This is a genomic window from Halorubrum marinum, assembly GCF_048381195.1.
In the GTDB taxonomy this organism is placed as follows: Archaea; Halobacteriota; Halobacteria; order Halobacteriales; family Haloferacaceae; genus Halorubrum.
This window is the reverse complement of record NZ_JBLWMM010000007.1, coordinates 393,418-416,499: the sequence shown is the minus strand read 5'-3', so window position 1 is coordinate 416,499 and position 23,082 is coordinate 393,418. Positions and strand designations below refer to the sequence as shown.

The following is a 23,082-nucleotide window of genomic DNA, read 5'->3' as shown; positions in this document are numbered from 1 at the left end:
ATACGCCCGCGACCCTGAAAAGCGACGCGGTGGGCGCGCTCGCTTACGCCGATGCGATCGCGGGATCGGGTCGCACGCCTATCCGGGAGTCGTAACCGTTATTTATCAAAGCGGGATAGATATCGACGCGTGTCCGGGTTAGGGTAGTGGACTATCCTTCAGCCTTGTGGAGGCTGAGACGCGGGTTCGATTCTCGCACCCGGACCTTGATACTTCTAATTCCGTAGTCGTGGTGCGGTTTTAGCTGGTTCTATAACAATAGTGAAACAATGGACTAAAGAGGCGGGGTTCGACGGTGGTAGAATCGTCCCTAAACCGGCGGAATCGGAGCTTACAGACCGTCAATACGAGGAGTACAGCGAACACCGTGTGCGGCTAATCTCCTAGATGCAGGATGTGGGGGAAAGATCCGGAGCATGGTTGCTGAACGAGAGTGAGCCATCCGAGGCCACGGAGATCTTGTTTCACAGTTTTGTTAGCCTTGTAATCTGCATTATTCACATCTCTGAGCCACACTCCCGACAACTGGACCAGTGAATGAGTTATCGTCGTTGGGATTTGAAATCTGAGAGATACTGTGAGACTGTGCTGGTACTCACATCCAGCGCGTCTACGAGGAACGAGTTGGGTTTACCGTGAGCAGCTAAGTAGGCTGCATACACCGCCTTGTTTGCGGTCAGTGCGACTTTCCATGGAATCTGTATATCGGCCACCGACTCGGTCTCTTCCACCGTTAGATCGTAAGTAAGTGGGAATGGCTCGTCTTCATTAGCGACACGTTCCTGCAAGCGGGCCCAGTACACAGCACGTCGACTTGGGTCACGTACTGAGTCCTTATTCCTGGTAAACGAGAGGAAAGATGGATGTCGAGATGTAATCTCCTCAGCACCGTCGCTAAGATCTACGTCACTAGCTTCGAACGGAATATAATACGCTGTGAGTCCGTTTTGAACGACTCTCGCATCGTTAAACGCTTCAACGACACCATCGGATGCTGTTTGAACCATATACTATTCCGTATATCCGACACGCTATAAATATATGTATTCGTATATTAGTAGATGTGTCTGTCGAACAGCCTCCGATCAGTATCTGTTCCTTTTCGACGGCTTCGACCGACCGCCATGAGGCTGTGTTGCTCTTTGAGTCGTAATACGAATCTGTGTTTGTGGAGCGGATTGATCTACTGAGTGCCTCTGTAATACACCTCAAGCGACTCCTGAAAGGCTTCGTCGATGAGGGTAGTTAGCTCATAGTTCTTAACGGCCAAGTCAACGAACGCGTCTCCCAATGCTGCAGTGTAGGCATCAAAGAAATCGTCGTGCTCAGCGACTGGGATGTTGTACGTTGCCGACAGAATACTCCCAGAACGACCCGTTAATGATACCGACGGAGGGAGATTGTAACCTCGATCTTCGATCTTGTTGTCAAGTCGCTCGTTGACCATCTTTCAATACTGCTTGTCGCTACTGGTCCCGTGCCAGAACGCGAGTTTCAATACCCCGTCTCTGATCGCCTTCTTACGATTCTTTTCGAGACGGTGGTAGAGCGTGATGTGAGCGTAGCTATCGTCATCACGGGCGGAGTAGATTACAGACCGGTCGTCCGTGCGTCGCCGCCACTGTTCTTTAGCGATACCCGCCCACGAGTTTCCCTGTCGGAAAATCCAACGAATGCCAGACTTTCGATTTAGTTCGATAGCGACGTGAGAATCGGGAAGCTCCGGGATTTCAACTATTTCGGCACCATCCAACGCCAGAGCGAGACGTACCCCCAGTTATCGGTAAAGGAATTCCATTGTTCTCGAACGCGCTCTGGACGTCTTGGATCTCGTCGTAGTAATCGAAGTACAATTGCGCCTTTTCTTGTCGGTTGTCTTGGTGTTCGGTCATTGTCAATTCCTGCTGTATCGTGCTGATGAAGTCGTCGAACTGTGCCGTCGTCCGTGACGGATACCGCCCTGGCTCTTGGCGAGAAATGCCTGGAGCTCCGAAGCGATCCACTCCCAAGAAAGTTGAACGAACTCAGTTGCTTCTGGTGATGATTTCTTCTCAGGAGCGAGGTAGCTGTAGTGGCGATTGTCGACCGAGATCTCGTCCTTCGAGAGGTCGATTGACGGGAACGACGAAGCATCGATATAGGCTTCTGTTTGCTTGTCAGTCTCGGATGCCCGGAGTTTCAGTTCCCAGCAGATGAACCAGTCTCCCGGTAGCCAGAGAATCCCATCTGGCCGGGTACCGTTGGAGGCGACGACTTCTGTTTCGACTTGGATATCCAGTAGGTCTAGTCGAGAGAACGTATAGTTCAAATCTTCCCGCTTGGAGAGCGACGACAAGAGGTATTCCAGAAATCGGTGGTCGAGTCCGTGTCCCCTGCCGGGCGAGAGGAAATAGAACAGGAGTCGTTGCCAGTCCCGCTCCTGGTGATTGCGTCCGAGTATCTGGAGCGTGGTTGGCAGAGGTTCATCCAAGTTTGGGAGACGATGGAGCCGCTGAACCAGTTCCTGTAGTTGCTTTTCGACTGACACACCGTGTACTGGTGTGACACAGAAAATCAAAGTATCGTAGGCTCCGATGATCGTGGAGATCTTCTCGAAGCTCGTACCTGCGTGGCTGTTGGCATCGTCGAGATAAGCTCGGTCACTTGTTTTACGTCCAGAAGAACTCGCAACCGAAGCACACACCGACCGATCCGCTAAACCAGTCTCATGTTTTATACTCCCAACTCCTCGCGCATATCTGCCGCCGTAAGAACCCCGCTCTCTGCGAAGAAGTCCTGTACACCAGGGCCGCCAAGATCTCCAGGACCGAGTCCGAAGCTGGGATCACGAAGTCGATTCTCCAGAAGGATTAGCAGTGCCTCAACTTCGATCAGACGGACTTCCTGGATGTCGGTGCTGATTTTGAGTGTCCGAATTGCATCCCGCCCGTCATCTGTGAAGTCCCCGGAGATGACGGCAAAATAGACGTTTCGGAATCCTTGAGCTCGGAGCGATGGAACCTCCCGGTTAATATAGTCCTGGAACTGGCGTTCATCGCTCGTTCCCATACTATAACCGTTTATACGAGACTTTGCATCGTAGATGATTGCATAATTGTGCATATGGTCTTTAGCGATTCCGTCCGGGTTTCGGCCACTTCCTTGCCCCATCTCGTCAACCTCGAATCCGATCATTTGGAACGCTCGAGCCAATCGATTTTCGAACAGTGTCTCTACCGAGTGTCCAGTACCGTCGACGACATCCTGGATATCAGAGGTGTTACTGGCCAGATCCGGAAGGATGGAGACGATTGGCGGGATGTAGCTATCAGGGAGGGTAGCCATCTGTGCCGTCACTCCAACAGGGTCTGGCTCCTCGTCGAACTCGTCGCGTTGTTGCCAGTGTCAGAAGACGTGCTCGACTGCCCACAGATGGATATCCCGACCAGTGTACTCCGCCAAGGCCTCGCGGAGCTCCTCGTTCACCGTCCAGAAAGAGGCGTAGCTTTCTGCGATATCGTCCTCGGATTCCCAGATTGCCAGGTCGGACAGTGCGTTCACCATTTAGGTATAGTAGATCGGATACCGCTCGGGATCCTGGACTTGCCAAAAGTAGGAGAGGAAGTACGGGATCGAGCCAGGACGCGGTGCTGTGCGGAGATCTTCAACCTCGTTCCGAAGGCGTTCAACGAAGCCTTGTAGCGAACGAATCTTCGCCTTCGCTTCGGTTTTATCAGTAGGAGTTTGGATGATGTTGCGTAGAAGATCCCCCAGCTCGTCCCACCGTTCTTCTCCAGCCGAGCTGTAGATCATATTGAAAAACATCATCCCGTTCATGCCTTTGAAGCCCCAGTAGGGGAACCGCTTGTTCTGGCCGTCAATCTCTGTCTTGAACTCTCCTAGTGGAAGATCCTCGGACAAGAAATCCTCGATGAGTTCCCGAAGAACAGGAAGCCGATCTTCTCGCCGCTGATCGGCTTCCTCCATCGTCACAACCTTCCCCTGACTATCCTTCATCCGGTAGTCGTTTTCCTTGAACGCGTCCCAAGCTCGAACGAGCTGTTGATCGTCAGCGAGTACCATTGGTGAGTGTGACTTCGAAGTGTACCATCATCATATTTGTCCAGTTACAGAACTCATCAATGTCATCACGAGAGTCAGCACAGTAACGTGGGAGCATCCTTCCGGCTTGTCATGGTCGGGTCCAGAGCGGACCCCGTAGAAAGTAGTAGAGCAAAGCGGTCGGAACGGCCCGCCGCCGACTACTCCCGCTGGTTCGGTGCTCTGTGACCGCCTTCGTGGCGGTTTCCGTCGCCCTGATCATCGCCGATATCGGTGGAGCCGTTGTCCGCTCGCGCGAGTTCGACGACGAAGACGGCGCCTCGCGGCGTGTTATCTTCGACCCACACGTCGCCGCCGAACTGGCGGGAGAGGACGTACACGAGATAGAGCCCGATCCCGGAGCCGGCGCTCTCTACCCCCTTTTGCCCTTTCCCGAATATTTCGGGCTTCTCGGCGTCGGAAACACCCGGCCCGTTATCGGCGATTCGGACGCGAATCCGGTCGGCGGTCTCGTCGCAGGTCACTGTCACCTCGGGGGCGTCCGTGTCGTTGTGCTGAACCGCGTTGTTCAGGAGGTTCCGGAACACCGACCCCAGCATCTCGTTCGCGAGGACGTCGACTCGCGGCGGGTCCGCGGGCATCTCGAACGTCGCGTTCGGGAAGGAGTCGCGCGCGGCCTGTACCTCGACGTCCAACACGTCGCACAGGCTGACCGACTTCACGTCGAGAACCGCGTCGCCGGTGAGCGAATCGACGAAGTCGCGGGCCGTGTCAGTGAGTTCGATGACGTGCGCGGACTTCCGAAGCACGCGATCAAGCGCGTCCTGCCCGTCTTCGTCGACGTGGTCGCGGAGGGTTTCGGCCCAGCCGTGGACCACGGCCATGTCGTTGCGGATGTCGTGGCGGACCACGCGGTTCAACGCTTCCAGCTGATTGGTCCGTTCTTCGAGTCGGACCCGGTACCGCTCCCGGTCGGTGACGTCGTCGATTGTGAGGAGCGCTCCGGACGCCACGCCCCCGGTGGTGAACGCGTTCCGTGAGACGTGGAAAAACCGCGTCTCCTCCGTCGACGCGCCGGTCCGCGTTGGCCCGTTCCCCTCCTCGCGCGTCGCCCCCTCGATCGAGATCACGTCGCTTCCGTCGTGATCGGCGGCGAGCCGCGGAATGACAGCGTCGAGCGGGTCGCCTATCGATCCGCGAAGCGACGGGAACAACACGCGTGCCGCTCGGTTGAAATCCCGAACGTTCCCGGACCGATCCAAGAATATCGCGGCGTCGGCGCTTTCGGCCGCGAACTGGATCGTTTCGAACCGCCGGATGTAGATGAACAGCGTACCGACCGCGAAAAGCGCCACGCCGGGCGGCTCGTACATCAACGGAAGGAGCCACGAGATCTCACCGCCCGCGAGGGTCGCGATCGTCGGAATCCCCGTAACGGAGATGAGTACGACGAGTGGTCGGCTGTCCGCACCGGAATAATAAAACTGCTCGAGTAGCATGAAGAAGCCGATCGCGATGACGGCGTACGAGATCCCGAGAACGACCCAGTAGAGCAGCCCGTGCTGGATCGCGAGGTGGGGGAACGGCTCGGTGACCCACGTCGTCGTGAAGTAGAGCTCGTGGAGCGGGTTCGTGATCTTCAGCAGGCTCGTCCCGACGAACACCCCGACCATGACCCACCGGTATGGGGCGTGGCGCGGCGACCGACCGGTGTAGGCGGCACAGAAGTAGAGCCACGCACCGACTGCGAACAGCGCGAAGACGAAGCCGACGATGTAAAACGCCAGCTTGAGCGACTCGCCCGGAGCGATGAGATACCCCACGTATCCGCCCGACCAGACGGCCACCGTGACGAGGAGTCCCACGAGGCCCTCACGCGTCTCCGGGTGCCCGACGCGCACGGCCCGCGGGATGGCCGCGAGGCACGTGAGCGCCGAGAGCGCGAAGAGGGCGACGTGCGCGAGAAAAACGGCCTTCATTACGGTCGGTTACTACCATCGCCCCGTCCCCGATAACGGTTCGGGTGTCGATCCGACGGATCGAAGCGCGCGCCGTCCACCGCGAGCGGCCGGAGGAGAGCCGCGCTCCCCGTGATACCGAGCACGGCAGCCAACGAAGTCGAATTTGCACGAGTTGCTCCGTAACGCACCGTGTACTTATGTATCAATCGAGCGTCGTGTTTCTCGTTATGGACGGACGTGAGGCGCCCTACGGCGGACTCCGCGACACGCTGTGGCTCGCCGACGGCTGGCGAGAGTACCCTTTCGAGCGGACCACCCCAGGGCTGTCGACGGACACGCTCAACCGCGTCGTCGACTCGGTCGCGGTCTGGGTGGCGGGCGCGATGTGCTACGCCGACGGCCTCTGGATGCGTATCGAGGCTCGATGACGGGCGATACGGGAACGGACGAGGACGTGTCGACGGCGGGGACGAACGGCGACGGGACCGACACGGACGCGGACGCGGACACCGCCGACACGATGCGGGAGCGGGCCGACGAAAGCCGGCTGAAGCTCTGGCTGCTGTTGCGCGCGGACCGACTCGTCGTCGCGGGCGTCATGACGCTCGCCGTCTTCGTCGCGTTCGTCGCCGCGACGGCTTTCTTCTCCCCGTCTCTCGCAGAGAAGGTCGCGTCGGGCGATCCGATCGAGACGCTGTTCTCGGCGATGATCACGGCGATCGTCACCGGGGCGACGCTCGTCGTCACGATCGGACAGCTCGTACTCACACAGGAGAACGGACCGCTCGGAGACCAACAGGAGCGCATGGACAACACGCTCTCAGTCCGGGACTCCATCGCGGAACTGACCGGCTCACCGGTTCCCACGGACCCCGCGGCGTTTCTCGACGCGATTCTCGGGGCAACGTCTCGCCGCGCTCGGGACCTCCGCGAGTCGGTCCGCGAGCGCGGCGGCGTTGGACCGGACGAGACCGCCCTCCGGGGGGACGTGGACGAGCTCGCCGCGGACGTCATCGATAACGCCGACGCCGTGCGCGACCGCCTCGACGGCGCGGAGTTCGGTTCCTTCGACGTGGTGTTCGCCGCCATCGATTTCGACTACAGCCCGAAGATCGGTCAGGCCGAGCGCGTCGCCGCCGACCACGACGAGGCGCTCACCGACGGCGACCGCGCTCTGATCTGGGACCTGAAGGAGTCGCTGTCGCTGTTCGCCCCGGCGCGAGAGCACGTGAAGACGCTGTACTTCCAGTGGGCGCTGATCGACCTCTCGCGACTGATCTTATACGCCGCGGTCCCGGCGCTGGTCGTCGCGGGCCTCATGCTCGCGGTCGTCGACGCCGGGACGTTTCCGGGAAGCACCCTCGGGATCGACCACGTGACGCTCGTCGTCGGCGGTGCGTTCGCGGTCACGCTACTCCCGTTCCTGCTTTTCGTCTCCTACGTGCTCCGCGTCCTCACCCTCGCGAAGCGGACGCTCGCCATCGGGCCGCTGGTGTTGCGGGACGCCGAGTAGTCGAGCGCGGCCGCTCTGGAGTACAGAGATGTCGCCCGCGACACTAACGACCGGTCTCATCTCCGGCGGCATGCCGCGTCGACCGGGAAACCCTCGTGGCGGGCGGTCGCCTGCGCGGCGACGGGCGGGTCGTCTCGACGACCGAATGCGGGTCGCGTCAGCGACCGAATGTGACGCGCCTGGGTTCTCCGCGCGGTCATCGCTCCCATCGGGGAGTACTCGGGCGGGGACTGAGGGCGCGCAAGCGGAGGTAGCCGGTCTGCGCTTTTAAAACGTCCGCCTTCTCGGGTCGATCGCCGTTTGCGGTCAGTCGTCCTGTTTGGTCCCGCCCACGTACACGGCGGTCCCGTCGTCCTCCTGCGGCGCGTTCACCGACACCGGATCGATGCCGCGACGGCGCGCGTCGAACCCGGAGAGCGCGTACACGAGTCCGACGAGTAGGAGCGCGCCGACCGGGAGCAACACCAGCGGCGTCACTCCGGTCACGCCCCACGCGACCAACAGGAGGACGACGACGAGCGCGACGGTGACCGCGTAGTAGATCTGCGTCCGCACGTGGTCGATCAGGTCGGCGCCCGTGAACGTCGCCGAGAGCACGGAGGTGTCGGATATCGGCGAACTGTGGTCCCCGAAGATCGCGCCGGAGAAGATGACGCCGACCATCGCCGCGACGAGGGTGTGGCCCGCCGCGCCGCCGCCGCTGATCTCCCACGCGATCGGGATCGCGATCGGGGTGACGATCCCCATCGTCCCCCACGACGTGCCGGTCGAGAAGGCTATGAGGCCCGCGACGACGAACACGAGCGCGGGCAACAGCGCGGGCGAGACCGCTCCGACCGCCAGATTCGCGACGTACTCGCCGGTGCCGAGCGCGTCGATCGTCTCGCCGATCCCCCACGCGAGCGCGAGGATAGAGATCGCAGTGAGCATGATGCCGAACCCGTCGATCGTGTACTCGGTCGCGTCGCCGACACCGAAGATCCCGTACAGCTTCCCGAGGGCGAACCCGGTCGCGACCATCGCGAACGCGCCGATCATGAGCGCGATTTCGTAGGCCGCACCGAGGGCGGCGTCCCAGAGTTGGTTACCCGCGGCACCGGGTTCGCCAGCGGCCAGATCACCGAGGAACTCCAGGGGCGAGAAGCCGCCGCTCCACAGCGCCGTCGCGAGCGTCACGGCGATCAGGACGCCGACCGGGACGAAAAACGACGCCAGCCGCGGCGTCGACGCCGGCGGCTCGCCCAGCTCGCCCGCCACGTCCTGCATCGGAACCGCCTCGTCGCGCGTCACCCGACCGGTGGTCCACGACCGCTGTTCGGCCGTGAGCATCTCGCCGTAGTCGCGGCCCGTGCCCACGATCACGACCACCATGACGATCGCGAGGATCGCGTACATGTTGAACGGGATCGACGAGACGAACACCTCGAAGGTTCCGGGACGGTTCGCGGCGTCGACGCCTGCGGACTCGTATCCGTCGGCGATCAGCGACAGTTGGAACGCGACCCACGAGGAGATACCCAGCGTCGCCACCGGCGCGGCGGTCGAGTCGACGACGTACGACAGCTTCTCGCGTGAGATCCGGAGCCGGTCGGAGACGTCTTTCATCGCCGAGCCGACGATGGCGGTGTTGGCGTAGTCGTCGAAAAAGAGGACGATGCCGAGTCCCCACGCGACGAGTCCGGCCTTCCGCTGGCTGTCGAGTCTGGCGAGCGCCCAGTCCCGGACCGCGGCGGTACCGCCGAGATTCCACACCATGGCGACGCCCGAACCGAGGAGCAGGGTGAAGACGATGATCGTCGCGTGGAACTCGTCGGCGACCGCCGCGACGATCCACTCGAACGTCTGGACGATTCCGGGTCCGCCGGTGAATATCACCGCCCCCGACCAGATACCGACGAACAGCGACAACACCGCCTTCCGCGTGAGGATCGCCAGGACGATCGCGAGCAACGGCGGGACGACGGAGATCGCTCCGAAATCGGTCATTGCCGTACACTCTCACGGAATCGTATATAAGTCCTGTCAGCGCGGCGCAAGTATCGCGCGAAGCCCGATCTGGTGATGATCACCCGGCGGTATCGACGCGTATCCGAACGCACTTACGTCCCTGTGACCGACTGACGCGCAATGTCTGTACGAGTCGGCATCCTCGGCGCCACCGGTGCCGTGGGCCAGCGATTCATCCAGTTGCTCGACGATCACCCGACCTTCGACCTCGCCGCGGTCACCGCGAGCGCGGACAGCGCGGGCAAGACGTACCGCGAGGCCGCCAAGTGGCGCGTGGACACGCCGATCCCCGACGACGTCGCGGAGATGGAAGTCACGGAGACGTCGCCGGCCGGAATCGCCGACGCCGACGTTGACCTCCTCTTCTCGTCGCTCCCGTCGGGCGTCGCGAGCGAGGTCGAGCCCGCCTTCCTGGAAGCGGGGTACGTGGTCTCATCGAACTCCTCGAACGACAGGATGGCGATGGACGTTCCCCTCACGATCCCCGAGATAAATCCCGATCACCTGGATCTGATCGAGGTGCAGCGCGACGAGCGCGGCTGGGACGGGGCCTTAGTGAAGAACCCGAACTGCTCGACGATCACGATGGTCCCCACCCTCGCGGCGCTCGACGAGTTCGGACTCGAACGCGTCCACGTCTCCACGCTGCAGGCCGTCTCAGGCGCGGGCTACTCCGGCGTCAGTTCGATGGAGATCATCGACAACGCCATCCCGCACATCGGCGGCGAAGAGGAGAAGATGGAGACCGAGTCACGCAAGCTGCTCGGCGAGTTCGACGGCGCGGAGGTCCGTCTCCACGGCGCAGACGTCGCCGCCTCCTGTAACCGGATCCCGACGCTCGACGGCCACCTGGAGAACGTCTTCGCCGAGTTCGCCGAGGACCCCTCGCTCGACGACCTCCGCGAGGCGATGGCCTCGTTCGAGGGCGCCGACCTCCCCAGCTCGCCCGATCAGCTCATCAAGGTGTTCGGCGACGACGAGCCGGAACGCCCGCAGCCCCGCCTCGACCGCACGTACGCCGACGGGATGGGCATCGTCGCCGGCGGCCTCCAGGAGACGAACGCCGGCGTGAAGTACAACTGCCTCGCGCACAACACGATCCGCGGCGCGGCGGGCGCCTCGCTGCTGAACGGCGAGCTGCTCGTCGAAGAAGGGTACGTCTAAGCCCGACGCGACGACGATCGGTGTCACCGCGCTAGTGTCACCGCGTTGTTTCTATCGTCCGCGCAACACGCGACTTCTCGGCGTTCGGACTACTTCCCCTCGAACTCGGGTTCGCCGTCGCCCATGAACGCCGTGATCCCTTCCATGAGGTCGTCGGTGTTCATCACGTGGCCGAAGCCCAGCGCCTCCACTTCGAGGCCGGCCTCCGCGTCCGTGCGGCCGGCGTGCATCGCGCGCTTCGTGTACGTCTGGGCGATCGGCGGGCCGGCGGCGAGGGCCGCGGCCAGCTCGCGCGCCCGCTCCTCCAGTTCGTCATCCGCGACCAGTTCGTTGACGAAGCCGTACGCTTCGAGCGTCTCGGCCTCGTAGCGCTCGGCCGTGAAGATGATCTCCTTCGCGCGGCCCTCGCCGACGATCCGGGCGAGACGCTGCGTGCCGCCCCACCCCGGCAACAGCCCGAGGTCGTGTTCGGGCTGGCCGAACTCGGAGCGCTCCGAGGCGATCCGCATGTCGGCCGCGGTCGCGAGTTCCATCCCGCCGCCGAGACAGTAGCCGTCGATGGCGGCGAGCACGGGCTTGTCAGACTCCTCCAGCTTGCCGAACGTCTGCTGGCCCCGTCGCGAGAGCTCGACGGCGTGGATCGGGTCCGCCCCGCCGGCGGCCATGCTCTGTACGTCGGCGCCGGCCGAGAAGGCGCGGTCGCCCGCGCCGGACAGCAGGATCGCTCGCACCTCGTCGTCGTCGTCGAATCGGTCGATCGCGTCCGCGAACTCGTCGAGCAGCTCGCCGCTGATCGTGTTCATCCGGTGCGGGCGGTCGATCTCGATGCGACCGACGCGGTCCTCGACCGTCACGTTCAGCACCTCGTACGCGGCCACGCCGCTCTCGTCGTCCTCGCTTCGGTCGCCGACGCGGAACCCGCCCGCGTCGGCGGCCTCGCGGAGGTAGTCGGTCGCCACGTAGCGCTCCTCGCCGGTCTCCCCGTGGAGCGCGTCGAGGGTCTCGACGAGTCGGTCGAGCCCCTCACCGTCTGCCAGCTTGGCCGGGCCGTCGGGGAAGCCCGCCCCGAGTTTCACCGCCTGATCGACGGCGTCGGCGTCCGCGACGTCGTTGCCGATCAGCCCGGCGACCTCGTTGGCCATCACCGCGAGCAGCCGACGGCGGACGTCCGGGTCTATCGCGTCGCTCGGGATCTGGGCGCCGTCGCCGTCCTCGTAGTCGTAGAACCCCGCGCCCGTCTTCTTGCCGAGGTCCTCGGCCTCGACCTTCTCGCCGAGCAGCGGGCACGGGCGATAGGCGTCGCCGAGCACCTCGTGCATGTACTCCAAGACGTGGTAGCCCACGTCGATGCCGACCTGGTCGGCGAGTTCGAACGAGCCCATCGGGAGGCCCATGTCGAACTTCGTCGTCGAGTCGACCGTTTCGATCGTCGCGTCGCCGGACTCGACGATCCAGGCCGCCTCGTTCATCAGCGGGACGAGGATGCGGTTCACGATGAACCCGGGGCTGTCCTTGCGGACGCGCACCGGGGTCTTCCCCATCGACTCCGCGAGCCCCTCGATCAGTTCGAGCGTCTCCTCGGCGGTGTGAGCCCCGGAGATGACCTCGACGAGGTCCATCCGAACGGGCGGGTTGAAAAAGTGCATCCCGCAGAAGCGCTCGGGGCGGTCGGTGACCTCCGAGAGTTCGGTGATCGAGAGGCTGGAGGTGTTGGTGACGAAGACGGCCTCCTCGGAGGCGTACTCGACGACCTCCTCGTACACGTCCTTCTTAATCGCCATCTTCTCCGGGACGACTTCTATCACCACGTCGGCGTCGGCCAGCGAGGCTTCGAGGTCGACGAAGGGCTCGACCCGGTCGAGCGCGGCGTCCGCTTCCGATTCGGTGATCCTGTCCTTCTCGGCGAGCTTGCCGAGCGACCACTCGATCTGGTCGTAGCCGTTCTGGACGAACTCCTCTTTGATGTCCCGCAGCGCCACGTCGTAGCCGGCGAGCGCGGCCACTTCCGCGATGCCGTGACCCATGTTTCCGGCGCCGAGGACCGCTACGTGCTGGACGTCTTCGAGCTGCATGTCCAAACGGTCGGAACCGTCATGGTTGAACGTTTCCATCTTCCAAACGAAAAACGGTCTGTAAGTTTATCCGATCCGAATCCGGTTCCGGGACGCGCACGCCGGGAAACCTACACGTCGCTCCGGCTCCAACCGGGTACCGATGGACGACAGCGTCGCCGTTACCCTTCGCGCAGACCCGACGATGGCGCGGTTGATCGACCGGCACGGTCGCCTCCGGATCGAGCCCGCGACGGACCCGTTCGCCCGGCTCTGTACCTCGATCGTGAACCAACAGCTCTCGACCGCCTCGGCGGCGGCGATCCACGAGCGGTTTCTCGACGTGCTGAACGGCGCGCCGTCTCCCGAGACCGTGCTCGCAGCGGATGACGGGGCGCTCAGGGAGGCCGGACTCAGCCGCACGAAGGTCGAGTACCTGCGAAACGTGGCCGCCGAATTCCGCGACGGCGACGGCGACCTGACTCGGGAGGGTCTCGCCGACGTCGACGACGACGGGGTCGTCGATCGGCTCACCGAGATCCGCGGCGTCGGCGAGTGGACCGCCCGGATGTATCTGATCTTCGCGCTCGGCCGCGAGGACGTGCTCCCGCTCGGTGATCTCGCGGTGCGCAGGGGGATCGAACGGGTATACAACGACGGCGCGGAGCTGACCCGGGCGGAGATGACCGATATCGCCGAGGCGTGGCGCCCGTACCGGAGCTACGGCACGCGGTATATCTGGGCGGAGTACGAGTCTTAACTCGCGGCTGTGTCCCAACGATCGTTCCCGACTGCGTGACTCGTTCGAAAGTCGTTCCCGACTGCGTAGACCGCCCGAACGGTCTAAGTGCGCTCGCGCCCGAACCTAGGTAATGAGTCTTCGGCCAGCGTGGCTGACGTTTAGACGATACGCGGCGGCGACGACGGGGATGACGCTGACGCTGTTCGCGCTCGGCGTGTACACCGCGGCCACCGGCTCGGGGCTGGCGTGTCAGGCCCAGTGGCCGCTCTGTTCCGATCAGCTCATCCCCGCGCTCACGATCAACCCGGACTTCATCGAGTGGTTCCATCGCGTGTGGGCGATGATAACCGGCTTCCTGATAATCGGCGTCGCCGGCTGGACGTGGCTCGGCGGGTTGGACCGTCGCACGCGCCTGGCCGCGACGCTCGCGGTGGCGATCCTCCCGCTGCAGATCACGGTCGGCGCGATCACGGTCACCGTCGGCGGTCTCGTTCCCGGCGGCTACACGGTGTCGACGCACGCGGCACACCTGATCGTCGCGCTCGCGATCTTCACGCTGCTCGCACTGACGACCATCTGGGGTGGGAGTCGCGGCTCGCCGCGGCTCCTCCGTATTGCAGCCGCGATCGCCGTGGTCGGTATCGCCGCCAGCGCGGTCTTCTCGCGGGCGGTGCCGTTCGTCACCTACTCACCCGGCGCCCAAGCGGCGTTTTACGTGACCGGGCTCGCCGGTCATCTCGGGCTCGTGGCGACGGTCGCGTACGCCGCGGAGGCGGCCCGGACCGGCTACCCCGGCGTGGATCGGCGTGTGGCGACGACGGTCAGCCTGCTAGCTGCGGGTGCAATGGCGGCGCTCGTGGTGACGCTCCTCCTGGGACGCGATCTCGTCCTGTACACGGCCGCGTGGCAGCAGATCAATCTCGTGACGCTCGCAGTCGCGTTCGCGCTCGCCGGGGCCGCGGGCTGGGTCGCCCGCGACGTTGACGTGAGTCGAGAGGTGTCCGAACCCCTCGGTGCCGACTGAGCGGGACCCGGAGGCGCCCGGCCGAGAGCGATCGGACAAACTGTGAGGATCGATCAGATCAATCACCCGCGAGATGGCCGAAGCGTCGGGAGAAGGAGGAAAGCTTAACATCGCTCCCCCTACTCGCACGGGTATGTCATACCGCACGGAGACTGACCTGAGCCGGCGTTCGTACCTGAAGCTGACCGGCGGCGCGAGCGCCGTCGGACTCACCGGTGTCGCGGGCTGTCTCGGCGACGACAGCGATGTCATCACGCCCGGTACCGCTCCCGGTTTCCCGCCGTTCGAGATGCGCGAGGACGGCGAGCTCATCGGCTTCGATATCGACCTGCTCGAAGCCGTCGTCGCGGAGACGGAGTACGAGATCGGCGAGTGGGCGACGTTCGACTTCGACGGTCTCATCCCCGCGCTCACGCAGAACGAGGAGATCGACGTCATCGCGGCGGCCATGACGATCACGGACGACCGCCGGGAGACGATCGCTTTCTCCGACCCCTACTGGGAGTCCGATCAGGCGGTGCTCGTCCGCACGGACGGCGACTTCCAGCCGACCGCGTGGGCCGACTTCGAGGGTCGGCCGGTCGGCGCGCAGTCCGGGACGACCGGCGCGGACCAGGTCCAGAACAACCTCATCGAGCCCGGCGTCATCGACGAGGACGACTACTCCTCGTACGGTAACTACGTGTTCGCGGTCGAAGACCTCGAAAACGGCAACATCGACGGGGTCGTTATCGACCTTCCGGTCGCGGAGACGTTCGCGGCACAGCGCGACGTCGAGATCGCGTTCGTCGAGGAGACGGGCGAGGAGTTCGGCTTCGGTATTCGGCAGGGCGAAGACGAGTTCCAGACGGCGCTCAACGACGGCCTCGCCGCTGTCCGCGACGACGGCGCCTACGCCGAGATAACCGACCGCTGGTTCGGTCAGGAGTAGGATGTCGGTGGGCGCGCTGTCGGCGCTCGCCGCGGTCGACAGCGCCAGCGCCGCGTTCGGAGCGACGGGGTGGTTCTCCGCTTCCGGCCCGCTACAGGCGGGCCCCCCGGACGACTGGGCGTTCGTCCTCCGAAACGCGGACTACCTGCTCGGCGGCGCGCTGCTCACGGTCGGACTCACCGTTACGTCGATCCTCCTCGGCTTTCTCGTCGGCTTCCCGGCCGGAGCGGTGGAGGTGTACGGCGACGGCGTCCTCAAACGGCTCGTGAGCGCCGTGGGGATCGTCCTCCGCGGGACGCCCATCGTCGTCATCCTCGTCGTGGTGTACTTCGTCGTGGGCGTCCCGTCGATTAACCTCGGCATATACACGCTCTCGTCGGCGATCGTGGCAGGGATACTCGGGCTGGGGCTCCGTAGCGCGGCGTACCAGTCACAGATCTTCCGCGCGTCGCTGTCGAGCGTCGACGACGGGCAGTTAGAGGCGGGTCGCGCGATCGGCCTGTCGCAGTTCGAGGCGGTGCGACACGTCGTCGTCCCGCAGGCGCTCCGGCGGTCGATCCCGGGGTTCCAAAACGAGTTCACCATCGTGTTGAAGGACACGAGTATCGTGTTCGCGATCGGGCTCGCGGAGCTGCTTACCCGCGGGTACGACCTGTTCGCCGAACAGACCACCGCAGTGCTCGAAGTCATTCTCTTCATCAGTGCCATCTACTTCGTCCTCACGTTCACCACGAACCGCGCGCTCGACTACCTCGGCGCTCACTACGCCATCCCGGAGGGTGAGTCGGCGTGACTGACGAGCCGTTCTTGCGGGTGAGCGACGTGTCGAAGTGGTACGGCGACGAGCAGGTGCTCCACGACGTGTCCTTCGAGATGGACCGGGGCGACGTCACGGTGCTGATCGGACCGTCGGGCTCCGGTAAGTCGACCATGCTCCGCTGTGTGAACCGGCTCGCGGAGGCGCAGGAGGGGTCGATCCGCCTCGACGGCGAGGACGTGCTCGATCCGGCCCTCGACGTCGACGAACTCCGGCGCGAGGTGGGGATGGTGTTTCAGGGGTTCAACCTCTTCGCGCACCTCACCGCCGTCGGCAACGTCGCGCTCGGCCCGCGACGCGTGCTCGGGCTCGCGGAGGCCGATGCACGCGAGCGGGCGGTCGACCAGCTCGAACGGGTGGGGCTCGGCGACCAGCTCGACTCGTACCCGGCGGAGCTCTCGGGGGGACAACAGCAGCGGGTCGGCATCGCTCGCGCGCTCGCGATGGAGCCGAAGCTGATGCTGTTCGACGAGCCCACGAGCGCGTTGGACCCGGAGCTCATCGGCGAGGTGCTGGAGGTGATGCACGACCTCGCGGACGCCGGGATGACCATGCTCGTCGTCACCCACGAGATGAGCTTCGCCCGGGCCGTCGCCGACGAGATCGTCTTCCTCGACGCTGGCCGCGTCGTCGAGCGCGGGCCGCCCGAACAGCTGTTCGACAGCCCCGAACAGGAACGGACCGGTCACTTCCTCGAACGGATCGCGGGGCACGAGTGAGGATGGGGGGGACCCGCTGATGGCGAGCGCGACCAGACCCGCTGCGGTCCGTCAACGGGCGGCCGACGCCGACCTCTCCGCGGGCCGGATCCTGCTTCTGGCCGGCGGCGCGCTGTTCTGGGGCTGGCTCGTCGCGAGCTGGGTGAACCGGTGGCTCGGCGGCGTCCTCGTCCCGGTTGGCGACCCGTTCGTTCGGCCGGCCGCCGTCGAGGCGGCGCTAGCCGGGATCCCCGTGCTCGCCGCGTACGCCGAGCCCGTCGGGTTCGCCGTGAACGTCTCTCCGGAGATCGCCCGCGGCGCGTGGCTCACGGTCGTCATCACGGCCGTGAGCCTCTTCATCGGCTTCTTCATCGCCGTCCCGCTGGCAGTCGCGCGGGTGTACGGGCGATACACGGCGTACGTCTCGCTCGTGTACACGGAGCTACTCCGGGGGACGCCGCTTCTGGCGCAGCTGTTCGTGCTCCACTACGGATTGAACCTCGGATCGTACGTTCCCGGCGCGCTCTCGGGCGTGTTCCCGCGCAACGTCGTGTGGGTCGCCATCGTCGGGTTCACGCTCAACGGGGCCGCGTATCAGGCGGAGTACATCCGCGGGGCGGTCGAGAGCGTCGCCGAGGGCCAGATCACCGCGGGGAGAGCGATCGGCCTCTCGAAGCTGGAGACGATCTACTACGTGGTGTTACCGCAGGGGCTTCGCTACGCGATCCCGTCGTGGACCAACGAGTTCATCTACCTGATCAAGTACTCGTCGCTGGCGGCGTTCATCACGGTTCCAGAGCTGTACTACCGGGCCGATCAGATCGCCGCCGACACCTTCCGGTACACGCTCATCTTCGCGGTGACGGGGCTCGCGTACCTCGCGTTGGTACTCACCGCCTCGAAACTGATGCAGTCCGTCGAAGCACGCGTGGCGATTCCGGGAGTTGGCGCCGATCGCGACCGATAGCGCTCGTTTCGTTTTTCGTGTCGCGTCGACCGCTCACTGATCCAATCCCTCCACATCGATCGCTCACCGATCGAACTCGGTGACGACCTCGACGCCGCGAACGTCGTAGTCGCTCATCGCGGCGAGCCGATCGGAGACGGATGAGAGGGGCATCTCCCGACTGACGAGCGCACCGGGGTCGACGTCGGTCGCTTCGACGAGCGCGAACAGGTCGTCGTAGCTCGTCGGTGGCATCCCTCGCGACCCGAGAAACGAGACCTCCCAGCGCGTCATCCAGTCGGTCGGGAGCGCCACCTCGCCGCGCTCGGCGTCCGTGGTCAGTCCGACCTGCACGTGCGTCCCCCTCGGTCGGACCGAGCGAACCGAGTTACGGCACGTCTCGGCGATCCCGAGCGCGTCGACGGAGACGTCGGCTCCGCCGCCGGTCAGCTCCCTCACGCGGTCCGGTACCGGCTCCTCGTCGTCGAGTCGGCTCGGGTTCACGCCGGTGTCGGCGCCGAGGTCGATCGCGAGCGCGAGGGCGTCGTCGTCGACGTCGACGGCGACCACGCGCGCGCCGAGTGCGTTACCGAGCTGGACCGCGGAGAGCCCGACGCCCCCGCAGCCGTGTACCGCGAGCGTGTCGCCGCCAGCGAGACCGGCGCGTTCTGCGAGGGCGTGATACGCGGTCATATACCGACAGCCGAGCGCGGCCGCGGCGGTCGCGTCGAGCCACGAGGGCCGCTCGACGAGGTTGTAGTCGGCCTCGGGGACCTGGACTTGCTCGGCGAACGCGCCCGGGGCGTCTCCCTCGAAGCCGAGCGCGCGCCCGTCGGCACAGACGTTGCCGTCGCCGCGTCGGCAGTGCGCACAGGTCCCGTCCCCGAGCGAGAACGGAACCACCACTCGATCGCCGGGCGAAAAACGATCGACAGAGCGACCGACGGCGACGACCTCTCCAGCCGGTTCGTGACCGAGAACCTGTCCGCGGGGAACGCGGTCGTCCGCCCACTCCCCGTGACCCATCCACGCGTGCCAGTCGCTTCGGCAGACGCCACAGGCGTCGACGCGAATCACCGCGTCGTTCGGCCCGGGATCCGGCTCCGGGAGCTCGCGGATCGCCAGTGGTTCGCCGTACTCGCGGAGGATTGCCGCGTGCATACCGCACACGACGGGGAGGGGGACGGTAAAGGCACGCCCCAAACCGACCGGGCGTGTCGATCTCCGGCCGACCTGGCGGCTCGTCGACCGAGTGACGTTGGCAGAATGCATCGGAGCGCCTCGTGGTTCAGACGAAGTCGCTCAAACCGGCCTGTCCGTCGTCTCCGTCGCCGTCGTCGTCTCCGTCGGCCGTCCCGCTCCCGTCGGTGTCGTCACCGGCCGCTCCCGTCACGGAGGCCGCACCGTCGCTTCCCGGCTCGCCGTTGCCCGCCGGTGTACCGTCACCCGTCGCCTCGTCGCCGGGCGAATCGCCGTTCTCGTCGAGCGCGCGAGGCGCACCGGCGAACGCGCCGTCGGCGTTATCCTCGATCAGCTGATCGCGGCGCGCCTGCGCGTCCTCGACGACCGATTCGACCTTGTTCGTCGACTCGCCGGAGCCGGTGACGAAGGCGACGCCCGCCTCGTCGAGGTCGTAGGCGGCCGCCATCGCGACCGTCAACTCGCGCGGCTTGCAGTGGTGCGTCACCGCCTGCAGGAACGGCAGCACCTCGCGGCGGGCCGTCGCGATGCTACACCCGCTCGCGGCCGCGATCCGGCCGACAACCTCGTCGGCGGTCGCGTCCGAGGAACTCCAGAACTGCGGACGCCCGTAGCGGGTCCACCCGCCCTTCTCGCCGTCGCGGGCGGCGGCGACGCCGGCGGCCGCGTTGTCCGTCGCGTAGCGCCAGTACGTGTAGTTCTGGGTGGCGCGCACGCGCCCCAGCCACACGTCGGCGTTCGCGAGGAAGTCGTACGCCCGGACCGCCTCCATCGGCTCGTACACGTCGAGGAGGTTGTTCTCGATCCACTTCGTGAGGTCGTCGGGCGTCTCGTCGACCGCGTACGCCGACTGGAGGGCCTCCTGCGCCGACTCCTCTTTCAACACCGCGTCGAGGAACGGGAAGAGTCCGAGCGACTTGTCGCGGTCGCCGGTGACCACGTCCTCGACGGTGATCGCGTCGCGGCCCTCGGTCGCGGCCTGGAGGTCGTTGACCGCGCCGCGGAGGTCGCCGCGGTTCCGCTCGGCGATCTGCTGGAGGGCGTCGGACTCGAACTCGATCCCCTCCTTCCGACAGATGTCGCGGAGAACGGGGACGATGGAGCGCGCCGAGACGTCTCGGAACTCGATTTCCTCGGTGGCGTTCCGGAGCCCGCGAGACATGTCGTAGAAGTCGTTGGCGATGAGGACGATCGGCTGGCCGGACTCCTTGACCAGCTTCGTGATCGCGCTCGCGCCGCCGCGGTCGTAGTTGCCGTGGATGTTGTCGGCCTCGTCTAAGATCACGAGCTGGCGGGAGGCCGTGTCGGCGCCGGTCGCGCCGCCCCCGGCCGCGCTCCCGCCGAGGGTGGCGTTGCGGGCGGCGCGCCCCGCGAATCGCTCGATGACGTCGGCGGTGCGCTGGTCGGAGGCGTTCAGCTCGACCGTCTCCCAGCCCATGTCGTTCGCGAGCGCGTGGGCCGCGCTCGTCTTCCCGACGCCGGGGCTGCCGTGGAGGACGACGGCCTTCCGGTGGTCGTCCCACGAGCGCGCCCACTCCGCGAACGCGTCGCGGGCCTTGTCGTTGCCGCGGACCTCCGAGAGCGTGCTCGGGCGGTACTGTTCCGTCCAATCGGCCATTATCGGTGCAAGGAGGGAGTCGCGTTTAGTGGTTGCGGAGGGTCACTCGTCGGGCATCGCGTTTCGAGTTTCCTCGCGGAGGTTGCTGGCACTTCTTGTGATTCCTGTGAACTCGTCTCTGAGTGCGTCTAACGGATCCTCCACAACCGGAATCAGTTTGATGCTGTCATCGAGGTCGACGATGTAATAGCGATCGCCGTACTGATCCCGGAGATCAGCGGGTAGCGTGAGACGACCCTGATCGTCGAGGATTACACCGGGCATGGTCGACTATTTATCACGTATATAAGTATGGGTTTAAATAGTAATTAGTTTTCTCACAGGGGCTGACGTGTTAGTTTGGTATCTCAGTCTGAATATTGACGACCATATGAAACACCCCCAGCGCCAAGGGATAACACGAGAATTTGAAATTGCGTTTTCAGTGTAACCCTGCGGATTCACTTACGCGACAGGAGATCGAGAACCTCGCAGCGGAGCTTACGGACCGCGATCATCTCCCCGCGGATCCCGGCGCTGGAGGGATCGAAGAGAGAGCAGTTCTAGGCGCGCTGGCCGTCTTCGATGGGTGAGAGGATGTCGATCACTTCGTACATATGACTGTTCCGACCGGCAATAGTGGAGGGTAGGTGATCATTATCGAAAATAGTTCTGTCGCTTATCATGTTTCAGTCGGAGACGGTGCTGAGATATAAGCGAAACCCTCGGTGTTCCAGATGGTTCCGGATGAGCATGATTTCTCAACTGATACAGGGTGGGTTTTTCGTATACTGACTTACAGAAATGATAGTATGATAAAGAGTATACTGGTGTTTCTTATTCTGTATATATTATCTAGAATAGCCGGATTAGTAGGGAAGATTGGCTCAATTTTACCTGCTCACAAGGTCTATACCTGGCTTTTCAACAAACTTCTTGGTATAAAAGAGGCCAGAGAATGGCGCGACGATCACGTAGAGAAGGTCTCTGAGATTATTGCTGATAGTGACAAGGAAATCGAGAACACACCTGAGGAATTGGTTAGTGAAATTGACGAGAGCCGTAACAGAGTTGAGTCGGTCTTCTCTGACGGAGAGTCTGTCCTTTCACTGGCCATAGCGATTGCATCGTTTACTGCTCCCCCATTGGTGGCTGTGGCTCTAGCTATCGTTCTGATTATTTCTGTTTCTGTTCGACAGACTGCAATTAGAACACTTGGTTACAATAACCAAGATCCGAATCAGAAGATCGAACTATTACGTTCTAAATGTGTCTGGAATGAGACTATTTTAAAATCAAAAATGTCACGGGGAGTCTGCTTTCCTTAGGTCTGATGGAAGAACTAAATGAGAATCTGTATGATAGATATTTAAATGAAATCTTTGCGCCTGCAGTTCGTGATTTCAGTAAAAAAGAGGCATTGAGGAGATTTTGGGTTATCGCTACAGAGGAGCTGTGGACTGCAAAATCAAATAGTGACAAAGAATCTGAAGAGAGCGAAAAGGCTGAAAACCAATATGATGAGGAGCTTGTCTGATAACTGATGGAGAGTCGGACAAGATCAGAGCCGAATCCTGTCAGCTCCACTCTTGCCAGGGCTGGTTCACAAACTTCCGCTTCTACTGAATAACTCCGATTAAACTGAGGGTGAAGTAGCCGGCACCGAGCGTAGCGATGGAGATGATTAAGAGAAGAAGGATCTTATCCGGCCAGAGATCCATCTTGCTGTTCCGACTTGCTGTTGCACTATCTTCGGTTAGCGCTTTCCCACTTCCTTTTTCGAACCACGGTACCTCTTCGCCTTCGGCTCGAAGCATTTCGCGGTTTGCCTTGTCTACTGCGAGCCCAGTACACTCGTGGTACTCAGGCAGACGATGGCTGACGCAGTAGGTTTCTCCGCAACGGGAGCACGTGTAGGGCATCGAATCGGCCTCCCCACACACTTCGCAGTTCATGAATGTTCTCGACAGCGCTATGTGATAATACTATGGCGAGAAGCCCCCTAGTTTTAATACAGCTAGACATGCGGGCAGCAGCATGGCAAACGCAGCCGTCTACGCGAGAGTCTCGACCCGCGACCAGGAGCCCGACACACAGCGCGACAACTTACTCGAATACGCACGTGATCTCGATGTCGACACCGATCACGTCCTCGCCGACAAATTGACCGAGACCGACACGGATCGCGCTGGCTACCGCGAGCTGATGGAGCTCGTCGAGGATGAGGGCTGGTCCCATCGGAAGGTTTCACGTCACTCGAGAGTACCACGAAGGACGGTTCCGGATTTACTTGAGCGGAAAGATTTGTATCTGGACAAGTTTGACGTGAGTGAGTAAGTTGGGTGGCTAGTCCTCTTTCACGTCTCACAGAAAATTTATAACATCCTATT

The 23,082-nt window shown here is 63.2% G+C and carries 25 protein-coding genes and 1 tRNA gene; 13 read left to right on the top strand and 13 right to left on the bottom strand.

Annotated features, from left to right (window positions below; translation table 11 throughout):
• The first annotated feature begins 132 nt into the window (after positions 1-132).
• Positions 133-205 (top strand) — tRNA-His (locus tag ACNSN4_RS15715).
• A gap of 337 nt (positions 206-542) precedes the next feature.
• Here ACNSN4_RS15715 and ACNSN4_RS15710 read toward each other — a convergent pair.
• From ACNSN4_RS15710 to ACNSN4_RS15680, 7 genes are all read right to left on the bottom strand, one after another.
• Positions 543-1,007, bottom strand: coding sequence for a hypothetical protein (locus ACNSN4_RS15710; RefSeq protein ID WP_418286781.1), 465 nt, complete (start codon positions 1,005-1,007; stop codon positions 543-545).
• A gap of 176 nt (positions 1,008-1,183) precedes the next feature.
• Positions 1,184-1,447 carry a hypothetical protein gene (locus ACNSN4_RS15705; RefSeq protein WP_418286780.1) on the bottom strand — a complete coding sequence of 88 codons (264 nt, stop codon included), beginning with the start codon at positions 1,445-1,447 and terminating at the stop codon, positions 1,184-1,186.
• Positions 1,448-1,894: 447 nt separating this feature from the next.
• Positions 1,895-2,527 carry a PD-(D/E)XK nuclease family protein gene (locus ACNSN4_RS15700; RefSeq protein ID WP_418286779.1) on the bottom strand — a complete coding sequence of 211 codons (633 nt, stop codon included), beginning with the start codon at positions 2,525-2,527 and terminating at the stop codon, positions 1,895-1,897.
• Between the two features lie 185 nt (positions 2,528-2,712).
• A complete protein-coding gene (locus tag ACNSN4_RS15695) occupies positions 2,713-3,324 on the bottom strand; it encodes a restriction endonuclease FokI C-terminal domain-containing protein (RefSeq protein WP_418286778.1) in 612 nt (203 codons plus the stop codon).
• Between the two features lie 60 nt (positions 3,325-3,384).
• A complete protein-coding gene (locus ACNSN4_RS15690) occupies positions 3,385-3,543 on the bottom strand; it encodes a hypothetical protein (RefSeq protein WP_418286777.1) in 159 nt (52 codons plus the stop codon).
• A complete protein-coding gene (locus tag ACNSN4_RS15685) occupies positions 3,544-4,062 on the bottom strand; it encodes a hypothetical protein (protein ID WP_418286776.1) in 519 nt (172 codons plus the stop codon).
• A 179-nt stretch (positions 4,063-4,241) separates the two neighbouring features.
• Positions 4,242-6,020 carry a sensor histidine kinase gene (locus ACNSN4_RS15680; protein WP_418286775.1) on the bottom strand — a complete coding sequence of 593 codons (1,779 nt, stop codon included), beginning with the start codon at positions 6,018-6,020 and terminating at the stop codon, positions 4,242-4,244.
• A 209-nt stretch (positions 6,021-6,229) separates the two neighbouring features.
• Between ACNSN4_RS15680 and ACNSN4_RS15675 the strand changes: the two genes are divergently transcribed.
• Both ACNSN4_RS15675 and ACNSN4_RS15670 read left to right on the top strand, forming a co-directional pair.
• A complete protein-coding gene (locus ACNSN4_RS15675) occupies positions 6,230-6,430 on the top strand; it encodes a hypothetical protein (protein ID WP_418286774.1) in 201 nt (66 codons plus the stop codon).
• Positions 6,427-7,515 (top strand): DUF7972 family membrane protein, encoded by a 1,089-nt coding sequence (locus ACNSN4_RS15670; protein WP_418286773.1) that lies wholly within the window; start codon positions 6,427-6,429, stop codon positions 7,513-7,515. The genes ACNSN4_RS15675 and ACNSN4_RS15670 overlap by 4 nt, the downstream gene beginning before the upstream one ends.
• A gap of 306 nt (positions 7,516-7,821) precedes the next feature.
• On the opposite strand, the gene ACNSN4_RS15665 is transcribed toward ACNSN4_RS15670, so the two are convergent.
• Positions 7,822-9,501 carry a Na+/H+ antiporter NhaC family protein gene (locus tag ACNSN4_RS15665; protein WP_418286772.1) on the bottom strand — a complete coding sequence of 560 codons (1,680 nt, stop codon included), beginning with the start codon at positions 9,499-9,501 and terminating at the stop codon, positions 7,822-7,824.
• Positions 9,502-9,642: 141 nt separating this feature from the next.
• Here ACNSN4_RS15665 and asd point away from each other — a divergent pair, with 141 nt between their 5' ends.
• Complete coding sequence (gene asd, locus ACNSN4_RS15660; RefSeq protein WP_418286771.1) at positions 9,643-10,686, top strand: aspartate-semialdehyde dehydrogenase; 1,044 nt, start codon at positions 9,643-9,645, stop codon at positions 10,684-10,686.
• 89 nt (positions 10,687-10,775) lie between these two features.
• Here the strand turns inward: asd and ACNSN4_RS15655 are convergent, their stop codons facing one another.
• Complete coding sequence (locus ACNSN4_RS15655; protein WP_418286770.1) at positions 10,776-12,758, bottom strand: 3-hydroxyacyl-CoA dehydrogenase/enoyl-CoA hydratase family protein; 1,983 nt, start codon at positions 12,756-12,758, stop codon at positions 10,776-10,778.
• Positions 12,759-12,900: 142 nt separating this feature from the next.
• Here ACNSN4_RS15655 and ACNSN4_RS15650 point away from each other — a divergent pair, with 142 nt between their 5' ends.
• From ACNSN4_RS15650 to ACNSN4_RS15625, 6 genes are all read left to right on the top strand, one after another.
• Positions 12,901-13,497: a DNA-3-methyladenine glycosylase family protein gene (locus tag ACNSN4_RS15650; RefSeq protein ID WP_418286769.1), complete on the top strand. Its 597-nt coding sequence runs from the start codon at positions 12,901-12,903 to the stop codon at positions 13,495-13,497.
• A gap of 112 nt (positions 13,498-13,609) precedes the next feature.
• On the top strand, positions 13,610-14,503 hold the full coding sequence (locus tag ACNSN4_RS15645; protein ID WP_418286768.1) for a COX15/CtaA family protein: 894 nt from the start codon (positions 13,610-13,612) through the stop codon (positions 14,501-14,503).
• A 133-nt stretch (positions 14,504-14,636) separates the two neighbouring features.
• Positions 14,637-15,434, top strand: coding sequence for a transporter substrate-binding domain-containing protein (locus ACNSN4_RS15640; protein WP_418286767.1), 798 nt, complete (start codon positions 14,637-14,639; stop codon positions 15,432-15,434).
• Between the two features lies 1 nt (position 15,435).
• Positions 15,436-16,227: an amino acid ABC transporter permease gene (locus ACNSN4_RS15635; protein WP_418286766.1), complete on the top strand. Its 792-nt coding sequence runs from the start codon at positions 15,436-15,438 to the stop codon at positions 16,225-16,227.
• Entirely contained in the window at positions 16,224-16,970 is a 747-nt protein-coding gene (locus tag ACNSN4_RS15630; protein WP_418286765.1) for an amino acid ABC transporter ATP-binding protein, read from the top strand. Before ACNSN4_RS15635 ends, ACNSN4_RS15630 begins: the two co-directional genes overlap by 4 nt.
• A gap of 19 nt (positions 16,971-16,989) precedes the next feature.
• Positions 16,990-17,916, top strand: coding sequence for an amino acid ABC transporter permease (locus tag ACNSN4_RS15625; protein ID WP_418286764.1), 927 nt, complete (start codon positions 16,990-16,992; stop codon positions 17,914-17,916).
• Between the two features lie 63 nt (positions 17,917-17,979).
• On the opposite strand, the gene ACNSN4_RS15620 is transcribed toward ACNSN4_RS15625, so the two are convergent.
• The 3 genes from ACNSN4_RS15620 to ACNSN4_RS15610 form a co-directional block, all read right to left on the bottom strand.
• On the bottom strand, positions 17,980-19,056 hold the full coding sequence (locus ACNSN4_RS15620) for an alcohol dehydrogenase catalytic domain-containing protein (protein ID WP_418286763.1): 1,077 nt from the start codon (positions 19,054-19,056) through the stop codon (positions 17,980-17,982).
• A 127-nt stretch (positions 19,057-19,183) separates the two neighbouring features.
• Positions 19,184-20,713 (bottom strand): replication factor C large subunit, encoded by a 1,530-nt coding sequence (locus tag ACNSN4_RS15615; protein WP_418286762.1) that lies wholly within the window; start codon positions 20,711-20,713, stop codon positions 19,184-19,186.
• A gap of 42 nt (positions 20,714-20,755) precedes the next feature.
• A complete protein-coding gene (locus ACNSN4_RS15610) occupies positions 20,756-20,977 on the bottom strand; it encodes an AbrB/MazE/SpoVT family DNA-binding domain-containing protein (protein WP_418286761.1) in 222 nt (73 codons plus the stop codon).
• A gap of 527 nt (positions 20,978-21,504) precedes the next feature.
• Between ACNSN4_RS15610 and ACNSN4_RS15605 the strand changes: the two genes are divergently transcribed.
• The gene (locus ACNSN4_RS15605; RefSeq protein ID WP_418286760.1) at positions 21,505-22,020 is read left to right on the top strand and encodes a hypothetical protein; all 516 of its coding nucleotides are present in this window, start codon (positions 21,505-21,507) and stop codon (positions 22,018-22,020) included.
• Between the two features lie 5 nt (positions 22,021-22,025).
• Positions 22,026-22,229 (top strand): hypothetical protein, encoded by a 204-nt coding sequence (locus ACNSN4_RS15600; RefSeq protein WP_418286759.1) that lies wholly within the window; start codon positions 22,026-22,028, stop codon positions 22,227-22,229.
• A gap of 82 nt (positions 22,230-22,311) precedes the next feature.
• Here the strand turns inward: ACNSN4_RS15600 and ACNSN4_RS15595 are convergent, their stop codons facing one another.
• The gene (locus tag ACNSN4_RS15595; protein WP_418286758.1) at positions 22,312-22,647 is read right to left on the bottom strand and encodes an AN1-type zinc finger domain-containing protein; all 336 of its coding nucleotides are present in this window, start codon (positions 22,645-22,647) and stop codon (positions 22,312-22,314) included.
• 82 nt (positions 22,648-22,729) lie between these two features.
• On the opposite strand from ACNSN4_RS15595, the gene ACNSN4_RS15590 reads away from it, so the two are divergent.
• Positions 22,730-23,029, top strand: coding sequence for a recombinase family protein (locus tag ACNSN4_RS15590; protein ID WP_418286757.1), 300 nt, complete (start codon positions 22,730-22,732; stop codon positions 23,027-23,029).
• Positions 23,030-23,082 lie beyond the last annotated feature (53 nt).